The following is an 18,427-nucleotide window of genomic DNA, read 5'->3' as shown; positions in this document are numbered from 1 at the left end:
GATCTATCGATATGTATACGCTATCCAGTAAATTAAAATTAACAGCAATCATTTGTATGGTTGTTGGCGCAATAGGTCTCATTTATGGATTCATCGCTGCACCGGAAACCGTAGAGGATGTCAAGGAAATGATGGCTTCTCATGGTGAACATGGTGAAGAACATGCTACAGAAGATACACATCAGGTTAATGTAGAGCAGCTTCCGGGCGCTAATACAGAAGTTGAAAGTATAGAGCATACCCAAGACAATGAATCTCATGCCGCTGAAGCAGGGCATGGCGAAGAAGCTTCACACGATGATGAGCATTATGAACATATATTACATCAATTACAGAATAAGCCGTGGGCTGCATTATATGTGGCTGCCTTCTTTTTCTTTATGATATCTCTAGGGGCCTTAGCCTTTTACGCAATTCAATACGCTGCACAGGCAGGATGGTCTCCCGTACTTTTTAGGGTAATGGAAGCGATCACCGCATACCTTTTACCTGGTGGACTGATTGTATTTGTATTATTGGTGCTTTCAGGATTACATTTAAATCACTTATTTATATGGATGGACCCGGAAGTAGTTGCTCATGATGAGATCATCCAGGCAAAAACAGCATATTTAAATGTTCCTTTCTTTTTGATTAGAGCGGCGATTTATTTAGGTGGCTGGATCTTTTTCAGACATTTGCTTAGAAAGAATTCCATTAAAATGGATGATGCTACAGATAATACCATCTTTAAAAAGAACTTTAAACTTGCAGCAGGATTCCTGGTATTCTTTATAGTGACTGAATCTATGATGTCATGGGACTGGATCATGAGTTTAGATCCGCACTGGTTTAGTACATTATTTGGATGGTTCGTATTTGCCAGTTTGTTTGTTTCAGCAATTACAACTATTGCCATTGTTACCATCTACCTTAAATCAAGAAATTATCTTGAATTCGTGAACGACAGTCATATCCATGACCTTGCGAAATTCATGTTCGGGATCAGTATTTTCTGGACGTACCTTTGGTTCTCTCAGTTTATGTTGATCTGGTATTCAAATATTCCTGAAGAAGTCGTGTACTTTATCCAGAGAATTGAAGATTATCAGTTACCATTTTTCGGTATGTTGGTTACAAACTTCCTTTTCCCTGTACTATTATTAATGAACAGTGATTACAAAAGAGTGAACTGGTTCGTGATCATGACTGGAATTGTAATTCTATGTGGTCACTACCTGAATGTTTATGTCCTTATAATGCCGGCAACTGTAGGAGAATCCTGGTTTATTGGAGTGCCTGAGATAAGTGCAATATTACTGTTTGGTGGGTTGTTCACCTTCATAGTCTTTAATTCACTAACAAAAGCACCCTTACTGGTTAAAGGAAATCCTTTTATCAAGGAGAGTAAGCATTACCATTATTAATTAAGATTGATTGTTTAAAGAAGAACTTATAAAATGACCGTATTTTTAGTAATCATAGTACTAGCACTTCTGGCCGTAACAGGTTGGCAGATCTCTAAGATATTTCAATTATCTCAGAGGCCCGATGCCGATACTTCTGAGGTTGCAAACGATAAGGATAACAAGTTGCACGGAATCCTTAATCTGGCTTTTGTTATTTTCCTTTATGTAATCACCATTTATTGTTTCTGGGAATATGGAAGATTCTATTTACCTGAAGCAGCCTCTGAGCACGGTGGTGAATATGATACTTTAATGTTTATCTCTATCGCGCTCATCATGTTTGTTCAGGTGATCACGCAGGGACTTCTGCATTACTTTGCTTATAAATATAAAGGGAAGAAAAATCAGAGAGCTTTATTTTATGCAGATAATGATAAATTAGAATTTATCTGGACCATTATCCCGGTAATTGTACTTGCAGGACTTATTATTTACGGATTGTTTACCTGGAGTGATATCATGAATATCAACCAGGAAGAAGATCCTATGGTTATTGAACTATATGCTTATCAATTCGATTGGAGAGCGAGATATTCTGGAGAAGATAATACCTTAGGAAAAGCGAATGTTCGTTTTATTGAAGGAGTAAACCAGCTAGGTGTGGATGAATCTGATTCTTACGGAAAAGATGATAAGATCGTAACTGAATTGCATCTACCTGTTGGAAAGCCGGTATTATTCAAATTCCGTTCTCAGGATGTATTGCATTCAGCTTACTTCCCATTCTTTAGAGCACAAATGAACGTTGTACCTGGTATGATTACCCAATTTGGATTTACACCAACGATCACTTCCGAAGAAATGAGAGAGAGTGAATATATGGTAGATAAGGTGAAGAGCGTCAATGACGAAAGAAATGAGAAGAATAAAGAGTTACTCGCGCAGGGAGAACCTACCTTAGATACTTACGAATTCGATTACTTCCTGCTTTGTAATAAAATTTGTGGACAGGCTCATTATAATATGCAGATGAAGATTATTGTGGAGTCTGAAGAAGATTTCAATGCATGGTTAGAAGAGCAGCCAACTTTTGGAAGTACTATGGAAGATCAGAATAAAGATGCTGATGCTTCTGAAGCTACCGAAAGCGAAGAGCCTTCACAACAGGAAAACGGAACAGAGGAGCCACAAGAGAATAACGATGTGGCTGTAGTAGAAAACGAACAAAATTAAGATAAAGAATTAGAGATATGTCAGCAATTGCAAACGCACCGGCACACGATCATCACGACGATCACGGACATCATCATAAAGAGACTTTCATAACGAAGTATATTTTTAGTCAGGATCATAAGATGATTGCCAAGCAGTATCTTATTACCGGGCTTATTATGGGAGTTATTGGTATCGCCATGTCGGTACTTTTCCGTATCCAGCTTGCCTGGCCAGAACAATCTTTCTGGGTTTTTGAAGCATTGTTGGGTGATAGATGGGCTCCAGATGGAGTGATGACTCCAAGTATCTATCTTGCTTTGGTTACTATTCATGGTACCATTATGGTTTTCTTTGTACTTACTGCAGGATTAAGTGGTACATTCTCTAACCTCCTAATTCCATTGCAAATTGGTGCACGGGATATGGCATCAGGATTTCTGAACATGGTTTCTTACTGGTTGTTTTTCCTTTCAAGTGTAATCATGTTAAGTTCTCTATTCGTGGAATCTGGTCCTGCTATGGCAGGGTGGACGATATATCCTCCTTTAAGTGCATTACCTCAGGCTATTAGTGGTTCTGGAACAGGTATGACCTTATGGCTGGTATCTATGGCAATCTTTATTGCTTCCTCATTAATGGGATCATTAAATTATATTGTAACCGTTATTAATCTTAGAACGACGGGGATGTCTATGACAAGACTTCCTTTAACTATCTGGGCATTCTTTGTAACTGCAATTATTGGGGTTGTATCTTTCCCGGTACTACTTTCAGCGGCATTGTTATTAATAATGGATAGAAGTTTCGGTACCTCATTCTTCCTAAGTGATATTTTTATCCAGGGAGAGGTGTTAAGTCACCAGGGTGGTTCACCTGTTCTTTTTGAACATTTGTTCTGGTTCCTTGGTCACCCTGAAGTATATATTGTAATTCTGCCTGCGATGGGTATTGTTTCAGAAATAATGGCAACCAATTCACGTAAACCAATTTTTGGTTATCGTGCAATGATCGCCTCAATACTGGCAATTGCTTTTCTTTCTACGATCGTATGGGGTCACCATATGTTTATATCTGGGATGAATCCATTTCTTGGGTCAGTATTTACATTTACAACATTATTAATTGCGATTCCTTCAGCTGTAAAAGCTTTTAACTGGATCACAACTTTATGGAAAGGGAATCTCCAGATGAATCCCGGAATGCTATTTTCTATAGGATTCGTTTCTACATTCATTACAGGAGGTCTTACCGGTATTATCCTTGGTGATTCTACTTTAGATATCAACGTTCACGATACTTATTTTGTGGTAGCTCACTTCCACCTGGTAATGGGTATTTCGGCACTTTACGGTTTACTGGCAGGTGTTTATCACTGGTTCCCTAAAATGTTTGGTAGAATGATGAATAAGAACCTTGGTTATATTCATTTCTGGGTAACTGCGGTGGGTGCCTATGGAGTTTTCTTCCCAATGCACTTTATTGGTATCGCAGGTCTTCCACGACGTTATTACACCAACACCAATTTCCCGTATTTTGATGATTATGCAGATGTAAATGTGATTATTACCGTAGCTGCGATCATTACGGCGGCAGTACAGTTAGTGTTCCTTTACAATTTCTTTGGTTCTATTTTCTTCGGAAAAAAAGCAGTTCAGAATCCATGGAAAGCAACTACGCTGGAATGGACGACTCCTGTAGAGCATATTCACGGAAACTGGCCTGGAGCAATTCCATCGGTATATCGTTGGGCATATGATTATTCTAAGGAAGATGAGCATGGAAATTATGTGATTAAAGGACAGGATTTTATTCCTCAAACGGTTCCTTTACAGAAAGATGAAGAAGAACTGAATCATTAATAAAAAGATTCAATTATCAATATATAGAAAAGCCTTTTCCCATTTGGAAGAGGCTTTTTTAATTATCTTTGATTCTTAGTTCTTATCTGAAATTTGGCCTAATATTTCTTATATTCATCCGGATAATCTTTTTATAATGAACGAAAACCTTGATGCTACCGGAGATAATTTTTCTCCTGAAGAATTTGATGTGGAAAGAGCTTTACGGCCGCTGAGTTTTGATGACTTTGCAGGGCAGGAACAGGTACTGGAAAATCTTCAGATATTCGTTCAGGCTGCTAATTTACGAGGTGAGGCGCTAGATCATACCTTATTTCATGGTCCCCCGGGATTAGGGAAGACCACTCTTGCACATATTCTAGCTAATGAATTAAATGTAGGGATTAAAATCACCTCGGGTCCCGTATTGGATAAACCCGGAGATCTCGCCGGACTTTTGACTAATCTTGATGAACGGGATATTCTTTTTATTGATGAGATCCATCGATTAAGTCCCATTGTAGAAGAATATTTATACTCGGCAATGGAAGATTATCGAATAGATATTATGATCGAGACCGGACCAAATGCGAGAACAGTTCAGATCAATTTAAATCCGTTTACCCTTATTGGAGCAACTACAAGGTCAGGACTTTTAACAGCTCCCATGCGGGCAAGATTTGGCATTTCCAGCAGATTACAATATTATTCAACTGAATTGCTTTCAGGAATTGTAGAACGAAGTTCAGATATTTTAAAAGTGCCAATTACCCAGGATGCCGCAATAGAAATTGCAGGGAGAAGCCGCGGAACTCCAAGAATAGCAAATGCATTGCTTAGAAGGGTTCGTGATTTCGCCCAGATAAAGGGTAATGGAAAAATAGATATCGAAATTGCTAAATTCGGATTGAAAGCATTAAATGTAGACGCACATGGTTTGGATGAAATGGATAATAAAATACTTGCCACGATAATTGATAAATTTAAAGGAGGTCCTGTAGGAATCACGACCCTTGCAACCGCCGTAAGTGAAAGCGCTGAAACTATTGAGGAAGTGTACGAGCCTTTTCTAATTCAACAGGGTTTTATCTATAGAACGCCAAGAGGACGAGAAGTTACTGAACATGCTTACAGGCATCTTGGAAGAATTAAGGATAATACCCAGGGCGGACTTTTTTGATGCGCTTATAAGGTCTTTGATCAATTGTTCGGCTTGGTACTTTAGTAGTGTTGAAATATTTTGTTGAAAATCTCATGCTGAGTGCAGGTGAAGCGTAATGGAAAAGAAAAATGTTTAATGAATAACAACAAAAATATCCCGGAAGTTTCACTGCTTAAATTTCTAAAGCATTCTGCCAATATTCTGAAGAATCCACTACCGTTTCATCATAACAATTTTCAGAAAAAAGGCGATACTTTTCGGTTGAATATAGGTTTTAATAAATCTGTGATCTTTTCCCGGGATGCCGGGTTGGTAGAATATGTTCTTCAGAAAAACCAAAAGAATTTTGTGAAATCTGAAATTCAAACCAAAGATCTTGTAAAATATGTCGGGGAAGGATTATTAACTTCGGAAGGAGAGCATTGGAAAAAGCAGCGAAAATTAATTCAGCCGGCTTTTCATAAGAAACAGCTTGCTAATTTACTTGGTTCAATAAAAAGTGCTATTTGTGATGAATATAAAAAAATAGTCACCGGAAAGGAGATTGATATTTTTCCTGTTTTCAATGATCTCGCATTTCAAACGGTGGTGAAATCTTTATTTAGCAGTGCAGCTAATCAAAAAGAAATCAACAGGCTGCAATTTATTACCGAGGAGACTCAAAAAATGTTGGTGAGAGAATTGCGGCAGCCATATTTAGGTTGGTGGTTTAGTTTAAGTGGAAAGATTGATTCGTATGTTCAGTTAACTAATGAAGCTCGGGCAATTCTTCGAAATATTGTCCATGAACGCAGGGCTTCACAAGAACGTTTTGACGATCTACTGGATATGCTGCTGGAGGCAAAATATGACGACGGGAATTTTATGGATGAAGAGCAGCTTATCGATGAGATTTTAATTCTATTTACCGCTGGGCATGAAACTACGTCTAATTCCCTGACTTTTACATCTCAACTTTTAGCTTTAAACCCTGAATGGCAGGAGGTCATTTTCAAAGAGGTTAATCAATTGAAGAAAGAATCTGATGATTTGATGTATTTGGTGACCGGTGCCGCTAAAACGCAGATGGTTATAGAAGAGTCGATGCGTTTATATCCGCCTGCTTATTTTATAGACAGGGTAAATTTAGAAGCTTTTGAATTTGAAGGTAAATACTTTGAACCGGGTTCTAATTTACTATTTTCTTTATATGAGGTTCACCGTCATCCAGATCTTTGGAGAAATCCGGATATTTTCGACCCGGAAAGATTTTCTGAAGGAGGAAGAAAATTTTCTTCCCAGTATTTTCCGTTTGGCGCGGGACCCAGAAAATGTATTGGTAATAATTTCGCGATTTTTGAAATGATCATCGCAGTAGCTGAACTGGTTAATGACTATAAATTAATTCCGGTTGCTGAGGATATAGACATAAAACCCTTGATCACCTTAAAGCCTGAAAATGCATTCTTGAAATTTGTAAAACGAACTTGATTTTCATGGAACAATTCTAAAACATTATATTAGAATGTTTTCGTGATATAAAGTTTGATAAATCAATTCGAATTTAAATTTATGAATATGAGAAAGTTGATGTTCATAACGCAAGTGTCTTCGATCTTGTTTCAAATTTGAGATAGGAAATAATAAGTTAATACTATCTTCAGGAGAACGGAGCTGGTATTTAAAAAAGTAGATTAATTTGACTGAATGAGCATTAAATCCAAACATTCCGAATTAATTAAAGCCGAAGCTAAACGCCTCGGTTTTTTGTCTTGTGGAATCTCTAAAGCCGAATTTCTGGAAGACGAAGCTCCCAGACTCGAATACTGGTTGAAAGACAATATGCATGGCGAAATGCGCTACATGGAAAATTACTTCGATAAGCGTTTGGATCCAACAAAGCTGGTTCCCGGCTCAAAAAGTGTAATTTCTCTTTTACTAAATTACTATCCTTCAGATTTTCAGAATAAAGATTCATATAAGATCAGTAAATATGCGTATGGTAGAGATTACCATTTTGTGATTAAGGATAAGCTGAAAGAACTACTTTCATCCTTGCAAGATGAAATTGGTGATTTTCACGGCCGTGCTTTTGTAGATTCGGCTCCTGTTTTAGATAAAGCCTGGGCGGCAAAAAGCGGACTAGGCTGGATTGGTAAACACTCTAATTTGCTCTCTAAGCAAACAGGTTCTTTTTATTTTATTGCAGAATTGATCGTAGATCTGGAACTTGAATATGACACTCCGGTTACAGATCACTGCGGAAGCTGTACCGCCTGCATAGATGCCTGTCCAACAGAAGCTATTGTAGAGCCTTATAAAGTAGATGGTAGTAAATGTATCTCTTATTTCACCATTGAATTGAAGGATGAATTACCAGATTCAATGAAAAATCAGTTTGATGACTGGATGTTTGGCTGCGATGTGTGCCAGGATGTATGTCCCTGGAATCGTTTTTCAAAACCTCATAACGAGCCATTGTTTAATCCGCATCCTGATCTTTTAGAGAACGATAAAAAGGACTGGGAAGAAATTACCAGGGAAACTTTCAATGAAATTTTCAGAAAATCTGCCGTAAAACGTACCAAATTTGAAGGTTTGAAAAGGAATATCAGTTTTCTGAAAGAATAGATTTCTTATTCGCTTCAGCCTTGTTACCTTTGTTACTCAGCCGAAAAAACGAATTATGAGTAATACTTCCAGAAAGAGAAGAGAGGCATTGGTTTATCACGCAAAACCGAAGCCGGGGAAAATTGAAGTGGTGCCTACCAAAAAATATGCGACGCAAAGAGATCTTTCTCTTGCGTATTCACCGGGTGTGGCTGAACCCTGCCTGGAGATAGAAAAGGATAAAGAGAACGCTTATAAATATACTACCAAAGGAAATCTGGTAGCCGTGATCTCTAACGGAACTGCGGTTTTGGGACTAGGAGATATTGGTCCTGAAGCATCTAAACCGGTGATGGAGGGAAAAGGTCTGCTCTTTAAGATCTTTGCCGATATCGATGTTTTTGATATTGAAGTTGATACGAAAGACGTAGATAAATTCATTGAAACGGTTAAGAATATCGCTCCAACTTTTGGAGGGATTAATCTTGAAGATATCAAAGCTCCTGAAGCTTTTGAAATAGAACAGCGATTAAAAGCTGAGTTGGATATTCCGGTAATGCATGACGATCAGCATGGTACTGCAATCATTTCAGCCGCTGCATTACTGAATGCCCTGGAACTTGCTAAGAAAAAGATCGAGAAGGTAAAGATTGTGATAAGTGGCGCGGGTGCCGCAGCAGTTTCATGTACCAAACTGTATAAAGCTTTTGGCGCGAAGGCAGAAAATATCGTAATGCTGGATAGTAAAGGCGTTATTAGAAAAGACCGGGATAATCTTTCAGAAGAAAAAGAAGAGTTTGCAACCGCCAGAAAAATTGATACGCTGGAAGAGGCGATGAAAAATGCCGATGTATTTGTAGGTCTTTCAATCGCTAATATCGTTTCTCCTGCTATGCTGAAAAGTATGGCGAAAAGACCAATTGTGTTTGCAATGGCAAATCCTAATCCGGAGATAGATTATCAACTGGCTATGGATACGAGAAAGGATATCATTATGGCTACCGGCCGGAGTGATCATCCTAACCAGGTAAATAATGTACTTGGATTCCCATTCATCTTCCGCGGTGCTTTGGATGTCAGGGCCTCCAAGATCAATGAAGAAATGAAAAAAGCGGCCGTGAAAGCGCTGGCTGAACTTGCCAAGGAAGCGGTACCGGAACAGGTAAATATTGCTTACGGGGAGACCCGTTTGAATTTTGGCCCCGATTATATTATCCCTAAACCTTTTGACCCCAGGCTTATTGCCAAAGTTCCACCGGCAGTTGCCAAAGCAGCGATGGAAAGTGGTGTGGCAAGACAGGATATTCAGGACTGGGAGCGATATGAAGAAGAATTACTTGAGCGAATGGGTAATGAGAACAAGATTACCCGATTGCTGTTGAATAGAGCTAAAACAAATCCCAAGCGCATTGTTTTTGCAGAAGCAGATCATCTGGATGTACTAAAAGCAGCACAGATCGTGCGGGATGAAGGAGTAGGAGTACCCATTCTTCTTGGTAGGCGTGAGGTGATTAAGGAATTAATGGCAGAAATTGACTTTGAAGAGAATGATGTAATTATTATAGATCCAAAATCTGATGAAGAGGAAGAGCATAGAAAAAATTATGCTTATAAATACTGGCAAACCAGGCACCGTAATGGAGTAACAAAGTATGATGCCGAGAAATTGATGCGAGAGCGAAATTATTTTGCTGCCATGATGGTCAACGAAGGGGATGCAGATGCATTACTATCGGGATATTCACGTGCCTATCCAACCGTGGTAAAACCTATGCTGGAATTGATAGGAATGGCCAAGGGTGTTTCCAGGGTCGCTGCTACCAATGTGATGAATACCTCCAGAGGGCCTATCTTTATTAGTGATACTTCTATAAATATAGATCCTCCGGCAAAAGATCTTGCAAAGATCGCGCAAATGACCGCACGTACAGTACAGTTATTCGGGATGGAGCCGGTGATCGCAATGATCTCATACGCCAATTTCGGATCCTCTAAGGATCCAAGAGCTAAAAAGGTAAAAGATGCGGTTTCTTATTTACACAGGTTTCACCCAGAGTTACATGTAGATGGAGAATTACAGACAGATTTCGCCCTGAACCGTGAAATGCTTCAGAGTAAGTTTCCGTTTTCGAAGTTGGCTGGAAAAAAGGTGAATACACTTATTTATCCAGATCTGGACTCGGCAAATAGTACGTACAAGCTTATTAAAGAACTGAATAATGTAGATTCTATTGGGCCTATTATGATGGGAATGAAAAAGCCGGTTCATATATTGCAACTTGGAGCAAGCGTTGAAGAAATGGTGAATATGGCTGCAGTTGCGGTAGTAGATGCACAGGAAAAGGAAAAGAGACAAAAAAAATAGTTTGATAATCCTACTGAACTTGCTTCCTTTGAAGAATTAAGACGAGTGATTATTTTACTACATTTGAGATTAAACACAAGGTTTTTTCATGATTCATCATTTAAAAGGGCAGTTAATTGAAAAAAATCCTACATATGTTGTTATTGAATGCAACGGGATAGGGTATTCAGTAAATATTTCGCTCCATACATTTTCTTTGATCCCAGATTCTGAGGCCGTGAGTCTATATACACATCTTCAGGTTAAAGAGGATTCTCATACGTTATATGGGTTTGCTGAAAAATCTGAAAGAGAGATCTTTCGATTATTGATTTCGGTTTCGGGAGTAGGAACAAGTACCGCCAGGATGATGCTATCTTCGCTTCAACCAAGAGAAGTTACAGAGGCCATAGCCGCTGGGGATGTGCCAACTATTCAAAGTGTAAAGGGAATAGGTGCGAAAACTGCACAAAGGGTGATTCTAGACCTTAAGGATAAGGTGTTAAAAGTCTTGGGTGATGATGAAGTTTTCGTGTCTCAAAGCAATACTAATAAGGAAGAAGCGTTATCTGCTTTAGAGATCTTAGGTTATAATAGACGCCAGGCCGGCAAAGTTGTAGAAAAGATCCTGAAAGAAGATCCCGAATCTACCGTAGAATCTATAATTAAACTGGCTCTTAAAAAGCTGTAAGTAAATTGAGGAACAATTACCCGAAATTGTCTGTACCGGTACGCCTAACTTTCCTGATCTTACTGTTCTATGCAGTGGATGCTGTAGCTCAGGAGACGCCACAGGATACCACAAGCACTGGTTACGTCCTGGGCCAAATAAGCCTTCCTGATCCTGAAAGTATGGAGTCTAAATACGAGTATGACCCTATTCTTAACCGTTATTTTTATAAAGAAAATCTAGGCCAGATCAATCTTGGTTTGCCATTGGTTCTAACTCCACAGGAATATGAAGATCTTGTGATGCAGGAAGAAATGCGTAATTATTTCAAACTAAAGAATGATGCGCTAACCGGTAGAAAGGAAGGTTCAGAAGATATTCAAAAAGATCTTTTACCAGATTTTTATGTAAATAATAATTTTTTCGAGACGATATTTGGAGGTTCTGAGATTAATATTGTTCCTCAGGGTTCAGTAGAATTAGACCTTGGGCTTCTGTATACAAAACAAGATAATCCTGCTTTTTCACCTAGAAATCAACGAAACCTTTCTTTTGATTTCGATCAGCGCATTAGTTTGAGTATGCTGGGCCAGATTGGAGAGCGGCTTCAAGTGACCGCTAATTACGATACAGAGTCAACCTTCGATTTTCAAAACCAGTTAAAGCTGGAATATACTCCAAATGAGGACGATATTGTTCAAAAAATTGAAGTAGGTAACGTGAATATGCCTCTGAACAATGCATTAATTCAGGGCGCACAAAGTCTTTTCGGTTTCAAAACCGAACTGCAGTTTGGGAAAACAAGAATTACAGGAGTTTTTTCTGAACAGAAGTCTGAAAGAAGAACTGTGAATGTAGAAGGTGGAGCTACTGTAGAAGATTTTGAGAAATTTGCACTGGATTATGACCAGGACAGGCACTTTTTTTTAGCGCATTATTTTCGTGATACTTATGACGAAGCATTACGGAATTATCCTTTTATAAATACTAATATTCAAATAAAAAGGATCCAGGTTTGGGTGACCAATAGAACCAATAATATCCAGAATATTCAAGATACCCGAAATATTGTGGCAATTCAGGATCTTGGTGAAACCAATGTGCCTGGGAATATAGGTCTGGACACCCCTCCGGGTGGTTTTTTTAATCAGCCTGCGGGTGCATTTCCAGATAATACGGTGAACGATTTCAATCCTTTTGGGATCACAGGTGCCGGAGAATCTGTTCTAACTCCTGCCATTCGCGATATCGCAACGGTAGATAGAGGTTTTGGACCGGTTACAGTTTCTGAAGGGACAGATTATGCTAAACTGGAAAACGCAAGACAGTTAAAACCTTCTGAATATACTTTAAATACGCAGTTAGGTTATATTTCTCTTAATCAGCGTTTAAGTAACGATGAAGTTTTAGGGGTTGCATTTCAGTATACAATAAACGGGGAGGTATATCAGGTGGGAGAATTTGCCAATGATGGGGTGAATGCCACCAATGATGATACGGGTGTGGAGCCAGATACCGGGACGAATCCCAGGGCGAGTCAGAATCTTGTAGTGAAAATGCTAAAAAGCACCATTACCAATGTAAATGAGCCAATTTGGGATTTGATGATGAAGAATATCTATAGTCTTGGCGCCTATCAATTAGAGCGGCAGGATTTTAGAATGAATATTCTTTATACAGATCCACAACCACTTAACTACATCAAACCGGTAGAGGGAACCACATTACCGGCCGATGTTGCTGATACACCGTTGCTGAGGATATTTAGATTGGATCAATTAAATTCAAATAACGACCCTATAAACGGGGGAGACGGCTTTTTTGATTATGTGCCGCAAATCACGATAGATCCGGTAAATGGAAATATCATCTTTACTACGGTAGAGCCTTTTGGAAATCATTTATTTGAAAAGCTTGATGAAACCCCGAATGGTGGTTCTGAAGATTATACGATTCCAGAAACATGGAATGAGAATCAGCAGAGATATGTTTTCAGGGCAATGTATCGTACCACCAAAACCCAGGCTGAGCAGGAAGAGGCAGATAAAAACAAATTTCAGTTAAAAGGAAGATATAAATCTGCTGAAGTAGAAGGGATTCCCATTGGCTTCAATCTTCCTCCAGGATCTGTTACGGTTACTGCCGGAGGTAGAATTCTTCAGGAAGGCGTAGATTATGTGGTGAACTATGAACTGGGTAGAGTGCAAATTCTTGATGAGGCCTTGCTGGCTTCTGATATTCCAATTCAGGTAAATACTGAAAATAATGCACTTTTTGGTCAGCAAACTAAGCGTTTCACAGGGCTTAATGTCGAGCACCAGTTTAATGAGAATTTTCTTATTGGTGGTACTTTTATAAACTTGAAAGAACGTCCATTAACGCAAAAAGCGAATTATAGTTATGAGCCAATTAATAATACCATTCTTGGCCTCAATTTAAATTATAATACTGAAGTTCCTTTTCTTACAAGGATGGTAAATAAATTACCGAATATAGATACAGATGTGAAATCAAATGTATCTGTTCGGGGGGAGTTTGCTTATTTGGTGCCGGGCTCACCGGCATCTAATGATTTTGACGGGAAAGCCACTACGTATATAGATGATTTTGAAGCCTCCCAGACTTCTATAGATATTAATAATCCGCTAAGCTGGGAACTTTCCAGTGTGCCAGTTGGTTTTGGAGGTGAACTGTCAAATGGAGATCTGGGTGTAGGATACAAAAGAGGTAAACTCGCCTGGTATACCATAGATCCTATTTTCTATAGCAACAGAAGACCTGATGGAATTAGTGATTCTGATATTTCTACTTATGAGGCCAGAAGAGTTTCATTAAGTGAAATTTTCCCGAATACAGATGTGGTACAGGGGCAACCGCAAGTGATCTATACAATGGACGTTGCCTATAATCCTGAGGAACGCGGACCTTATAATTATAACCCGGCTGCTACAGGATCTAATAATCTACCGAACCCGAGTGGTAATTTCGGTGGAATAATGAGATCTATTAATACTACCAATTTTGAACAATCAAATGTGGAGTATATCCAGTTTTGGGTAATGGACCCTTATATTTATCCGGAGAACTCTGGTAATACGGGAGGGACAATCAATTTTAACCTCGGTAATATTTCTGAAGATGTACTAAAAGATGGAAGAAAGCAGTATGAGAATGGATTGCCTGAGCTGGAAGGAGAAGCGAATATCATAAACACTGCTTTTGGAGCAGTACCGGCAGATAACTCTCTTGTATATGCCTTCGATACGGAAGGCGATGCTCGAACCAGACAGGATGCTGGTTACGACGGACTTCAGGATGCACAGGAAGGTGTGAAATTTTCAGATTTCGCAGGTCTTCCCGATCCCTCTGCAGATAATTATGAATATTTCTTAAGTGCGAACGGAAGTATTCTTGAACGTTATAGAAACTACAATGGAACTGAAGGTAACTCTCCAACACAGGTAACCGATACCAATAGAGGAAATACAACATTGCCAACTACTGAAGATATAAATCGTGACAACACGATGAATACCATTAATAGTTATTTTGAATATAAAGTTCCTTTTTTCCAGGGAATGAATATTGATAACAATGAGTATATCACAGATGTTAAAGAACTTTCGGTAACCTTAAGGAACGGCCAGGAACTTCCGGTGAGATGGCTTCAATTTAAGGTGCCAATCTTTGAGCCAACCAATGCCGTAGGCGGAATAGCAGATTTCCGTTCAATAAGATTCATTAGAATGTTTCTCTCAGATTTCCAGGATCCAACAATTATGAGATTTGGAACCATGGATCTTGTAAGAGGTGACTATAGAAGATATACGCAGAGCCTTTTTGAAGACAGGACACAAATAGAGAACCCTAATACGCTCTTTGAAGTAAACGCGGTTAATATTGAAGAGAATGAAAACAGGCAGCCAATTCCATATGTACTTCCTCCGGGTGTTCAACGTGAAGAGTTGTTTCAAAGTAATTCTAATATCAGGCAAAATGAACAGTCACTATCGTTAAGGACTTGCGATCTTCAGCCTCAGGATGCGAGAGCAGTATATAAGAATTTCCAGATCGATATGCGGCAGTATAAGAATCTTGAAATGTTTCTTCATGCTGAATCCTTATTAAATCAGAGACTGTTGAAAGATGGGCAATTAGTGGCATTTGTTAGAATGGGAACCGATTTTACTGATAATTTCTATCAAATTGAGATACCGTTATCGCCAACCCTCTTTGGAGCAACCACTCCGGAAGAGATTTGGCCCGAAATAAACCGGTTAAATCTTGAGCTTGATCTTCTACAGCAAATTAAAACGGCTGTTCTGGGAGATCCTTCCCTAAATTCAACCGATCTTAATTTCTTTACCGATGAGTTGCAACCTGTAGATGCTGAAGCTGCTTACGACATGGGTAGATTAAGATTAGGGGTGAAGGGAAACCCTAGTTTTGGTAATGTTAGGTTATTAATGGTGGGCGTGAAGAACGGAACAAGCGTAGATGGTGTTACCGATCTTTGTGGAGAAGTTTGGTTTAATGAATTAAGACTGTCAGACCTTAAAAATGAAGGTGGTTGGGCTGGAGTTGTTAGCATGGATAGTAATCTGGCAGATTTTGCCAATATATCTGCAACAGGAAGGAGAAGTACCGTTGGTTTTGGTAGTATTGAACAAGGACCTAATCAACGAAGTAGGGAAGATCTGCAACAATATGATTTTGTTACCAATGTGAATATGGGACAGTTACTTCCAAAGAAATGGGGTGTAAAAGTACCTGTGAACTATAGCAGAGGAGAGGAGTTGATCACCCCAAAATACGATCAGGAGTTTCTGGATGTAGAGCTTGATACTAGATTGGCGAATATTCAGGATCCCGAAGAAAGAGACAGAGTAGAAAAACAATCACAGTCTTATACCAAAAGAGAAAGTATCAATGTGATAGGGCTTCGAAAAGAGAGGGTAGGAGAGAAAACACCTATGCCATACGATGTTGAGAATTTTGCTTTTTCATCTTCGTATAACCAGGTAAATCATCGTGATTTTGAGGTGGAAGAAAGTGTAGATAAAAGTGTAAGACTGGGTGGTACTTATGAATTTAACTTTCCTGAAAAAACCGTGGAGCCTCTAAAAAATATCGCAGTACTGGATAGTAGTGATTATTTTGCGATTTTCAGAGATTTCAATTTTAATTACCTTCCTTCTAATATAAATGCCAGTTCTAATATTTTCAGGCAGTATAATGAGCAAAGATTCCGTTCTCTGGATTTAAGTGATGATGATATTCGTATTCCAACTTTGTATCAAAGAAACTATCTTTTTGACTGGCAATACGGGGTAAATTATAATCTAACCAGGTCTTTAAGTTTCTCTTTCAATGCTAGTAATAATAGGATTATTAGAAATTACATAGATGAAGAAGGTTTTGCCGATAACAGTATAGGCTTATGGGATGATTTTTTTAATATTGGAGAACCTAATCTGCATTTTCAATCATTGCAGGTAAATTATCAGTTGCCTTTTGATAAAATTCCGGTTCTGCGATTTATAAAAGCAACCTATACTTATACGGGAGATTTTCAATGGCAGAGAGGGTCTAGAATTTACCAGCAACTGGAAGGTATTCCTGATATTGGTAACAGTGTTCAAAACTCCAATACCCATCAGATCAATGCAAATTTAAACATGCAGGATCTTTATAATTACTTCGGGCTGGTAGAGAAAAAATCTGGAAGTGCAGGGAAGAGTATTCAGGAGAGAAGTAGAGGGGTTCCTAGTCTTGGTCCGCCGGGTCAGGAGAAAGAAGAAGAGGCTGCTAAACCAGAATCCAGAGGAAATAAAGGTTATAATACTTTTGTGAGTATAGTTACGGGAATTAAGACCTTACAATTAAATTATCGTAATACGCGAGGTATTTTTCTTCCGGGATATACCGAGAGTGTCGGTTTTATGGGCACTTTTAGACCTACAGCAGGATTTACGTTTGGTTTTCAGGACGATATAAGATACATGGCTGCAGAAAGAGGCTGGCTTACTTTATTCCAGAATTTCAATCAGCAGTACACGGCTTTAAAGAACGAACAGTTAGATTATCAGGCAGGCCTTGGGTTTTTGCCAGATCTCACCATAGAGCTTACCGGAAGAAAGAACTATTCAGAGAATTATTCAGAAAATTATAAAGTAGATCCAAACACGCTGGAATATCAATCTTTAACACCATATACGTATGGTAATTTGAATATCTCAACCATACTTATAAGAACCTCCTTTAGTAATTCTACTGAAACGAGTTCAGAAAATTTTGAAACTTTTAGAGAAAATCGGCTGGAAATAGCAAGAAGACTTGCTCAGGATAGGGGGCTGGATCCTAACGATGTGGGAGAAGACGGTTTTCCTCGCGGAATAGGTAAAAGTAACCAGGCGGTGTTGCTTCCCGCATTTATAGCGGCATATTCAGGTCAAGATGCGGGTAGCATAAAACTAGGAGCTTTCAGAGATTTTCCTATGCCTAACTGGAATGTAAAATACACGGGATTAATGAGGCTTGACTGGTTCCGGGATAAGTTTAGAAGATTTTCAATTAATCATGGATACAGAGCCGATTATACTTTGAATCAATTCCAGACAAACCTTGATTATGATGCTGCTAATCCTAATGAAGTGAACCAGGCCGGAGATTTTAAGAACCCGGTGCTTTTTTCTAATCTGGTATTAACCGAATTATTTACACCTCTGGCACGTGTAGATTTTGAAACCAAAGGCAGTATCCAGATCCTTGCTGAAATAGAAAAAGATAGATCCCTTGCATTTAGTTTTGATAATAACCTTTTGACTGAATACAGCGGGAATGAATATACGATGGGATTAGGGTATCGTATTAAAGACCTAAAAATAGCGACCGCACTTGGAGGGAGAAGAAGAGTACTTAGCAGTGACCTTAATTTTAGGGCAGATGTTTCTTATAGAAAGAACCGTACTATTGTTAGATACCTGGATCTGGCAAATGCCCAAACAATTTCCGGACAGGATATATGGTCTATTAATTTCAAGACAGATTACGCCTTTACCCGAAATTTAACGGCGAGATTTTATTACGATCATGTTTTCTCTGAATATGCAGTTTCTACCGCATTCCCGCAAACAACAATTAGATCTGGTTTTACCTTAATATATAATTTCGGAAATTAACGAATTCCTTATTTGAACAATTCGGCTAAAAAACTAACTT

9 protein-coding genes are annotated in these 18,427 nt (G+C 38.8%); all 9 read left to right on the top strand.

All coding sequences use genetic code 11. The features are described 5' to 3' along the window. The first annotated feature begins 11 nt into the window (after positions 1-11). The 9 genes from BLT95_RS08085 (at position 12) to sprA (ending at position 18,387) form a co-directional block, all read left to right on the top strand. Positions 12-1,406, top strand: coding sequence for a quinol:cytochrome C oxidoreductase (locus BLT95_RS08085; RefSeq protein ID WP_089665596.1), 1,395 nt, complete (start codon positions 12-14; stop codon positions 1,404-1,406). A gap of 33 nt (positions 1,407-1,439) precedes the next feature. After that, positions 1,440-2,621: a cytochrome c oxidase subunit II gene (locus BLT95_RS08080; RefSeq protein WP_089665595.1), complete on the top strand. Its 1,182-nt coding sequence runs from the start codon at positions 1,440-1,442 to the stop codon at positions 2,619-2,621. A gap of 17 nt (positions 2,622-2,638) precedes the next feature. Then, positions 2,639-4,462: a cbb3-type cytochrome c oxidase subunit I gene (locus BLT95_RS08075; protein ID WP_089665594.1), complete on the top strand. Its 1,824-nt coding sequence runs from the start codon at positions 2,639-2,641 to the stop codon at positions 4,460-4,462. 136 nt (positions 4,463-4,598) lie between these two features. Continuing rightward, entirely contained in the window at positions 4,599-5,621 is a 1,023-nt protein-coding gene (gene ruvB, locus BLT95_RS08070) for a Holliday junction branch migration DNA helicase RuvB (RefSeq protein ID WP_089665593.1), read from the top strand. 117 nt (positions 5,622-5,738) lie between these two features. Then, a complete protein-coding gene (locus BLT95_RS08065) occupies positions 5,739-7,073 on the top strand; it encodes a cytochrome P450 (protein ID WP_089666880.1) in 1,335 nt (444 codons plus the stop codon). Positions 7,074-7,289: 216 nt separating this feature from the next. Next, complete coding sequence (gene queG / locus BLT95_RS08060) at positions 7,290-8,213, top strand: tRNA epoxyqueuosine(34) reductase QueG (RefSeq protein WP_089665592.1); 924 nt, start codon at positions 7,290-7,292, stop codon at positions 8,211-8,213. A gap of 55 nt (positions 8,214-8,268) precedes the next feature. Continuing rightward, positions 8,269-10,557, top strand: coding sequence for an NADP-dependent malic enzyme (locus tag BLT95_RS08055; RefSeq protein WP_089665591.1), 2,289 nt, complete (start codon positions 8,269-8,271; stop codon positions 10,555-10,557). Positions 10,558-10,645: 88 nt separating this feature from the next. Then, on the top strand, positions 10,646-11,227 hold the full coding sequence (gene ruvA / locus BLT95_RS08050) for a Holliday junction branch migration protein RuvA (RefSeq protein ID WP_089665590.1): 582 nt from the start codon (positions 10,646-10,648) through the stop codon (positions 11,225-11,227). Between the two features lie 5 nt (positions 11,228-11,232). Next, on the top strand, positions 11,233-18,387 hold the full coding sequence (gene sprA, locus BLT95_RS08045) for a cell surface protein SprA (protein WP_089665589.1): 7,155 nt from the start codon (positions 11,233-11,235) through the stop codon (positions 18,385-18,387). The last annotated feature ends 40 nt before the right edge of the window (positions 18,388-18,427 follow it).

Origin of the sequence: Gramella sp. MAR_2010_147 (assembly GCF_900105135.1) — a bacterium.
In the GTDB taxonomy this organism is placed as follows: domain Bacteria; phylum Bacteroidota; class Bacteroidia; order Flavobacteriales; family Flavobacteriaceae; genus Christiangramia.
Note: the sequence above shows the minus strand (reverse complement) of the source record. Positions and strands in the feature narration are given on the sequence as shown.

What these genes read in the sequence shown, in the direction of transcription:
- ruvA (WP_089665590.1), top strand. Translation starts at nt 10,646, where the DNA reads ATGATTCATCATTTAAAAGGGCAGTTAATTGAAAAAAATCCTACATAT.
- BLT95_RS08080 (WP_089665595.1), top strand. Translation starts at nt 1,440, where the DNA reads ATGACCGTATTTTTAGTAATCATAGTACTAGCACTTCTGGCCGTAACA.
- queG (WP_089665592.1), top strand. Translation starts at nt 7,290, where the DNA reads ATGAGCATTAAATCCAAACATTCCGAATTAATTAAAGCCGAAGCTAAA.
- BLT95_RS08055 (WP_089665591.1), top strand. Translation starts at nt 8,269, where the DNA reads ATGAGTAATACTTCCAGAAAGAGAAGAGAGGCATTGGTTTATCACGCA.
- ruvB (WP_089665593.1), top strand. Translation starts at nt 4,599, where the DNA reads ATGAACGAAAACCTTGATGCTACCGGAGATAATTTTTCTCCTGAAGAA.
- BLT95_RS08065 (WP_089666880.1), top strand. Translation starts at nt 5,739, where the DNA reads ATGAATAACAACAAAAATATCCCGGAAGTTTCACTGCTTAAATTTCTA.
- BLT95_RS08085 (WP_089665596.1), top strand. Translation starts at nt 12, where the DNA reads ATGTATACGCTATCCAGTAAATTAAAATTAACAGCAATCATTTGTATG.
- BLT95_RS08075 (WP_089665594.1), top strand. Translation starts at nt 2,639, where the DNA reads ATGTCAGCAATTGCAAACGCACCGGCACACGATCATCACGACGATCAC.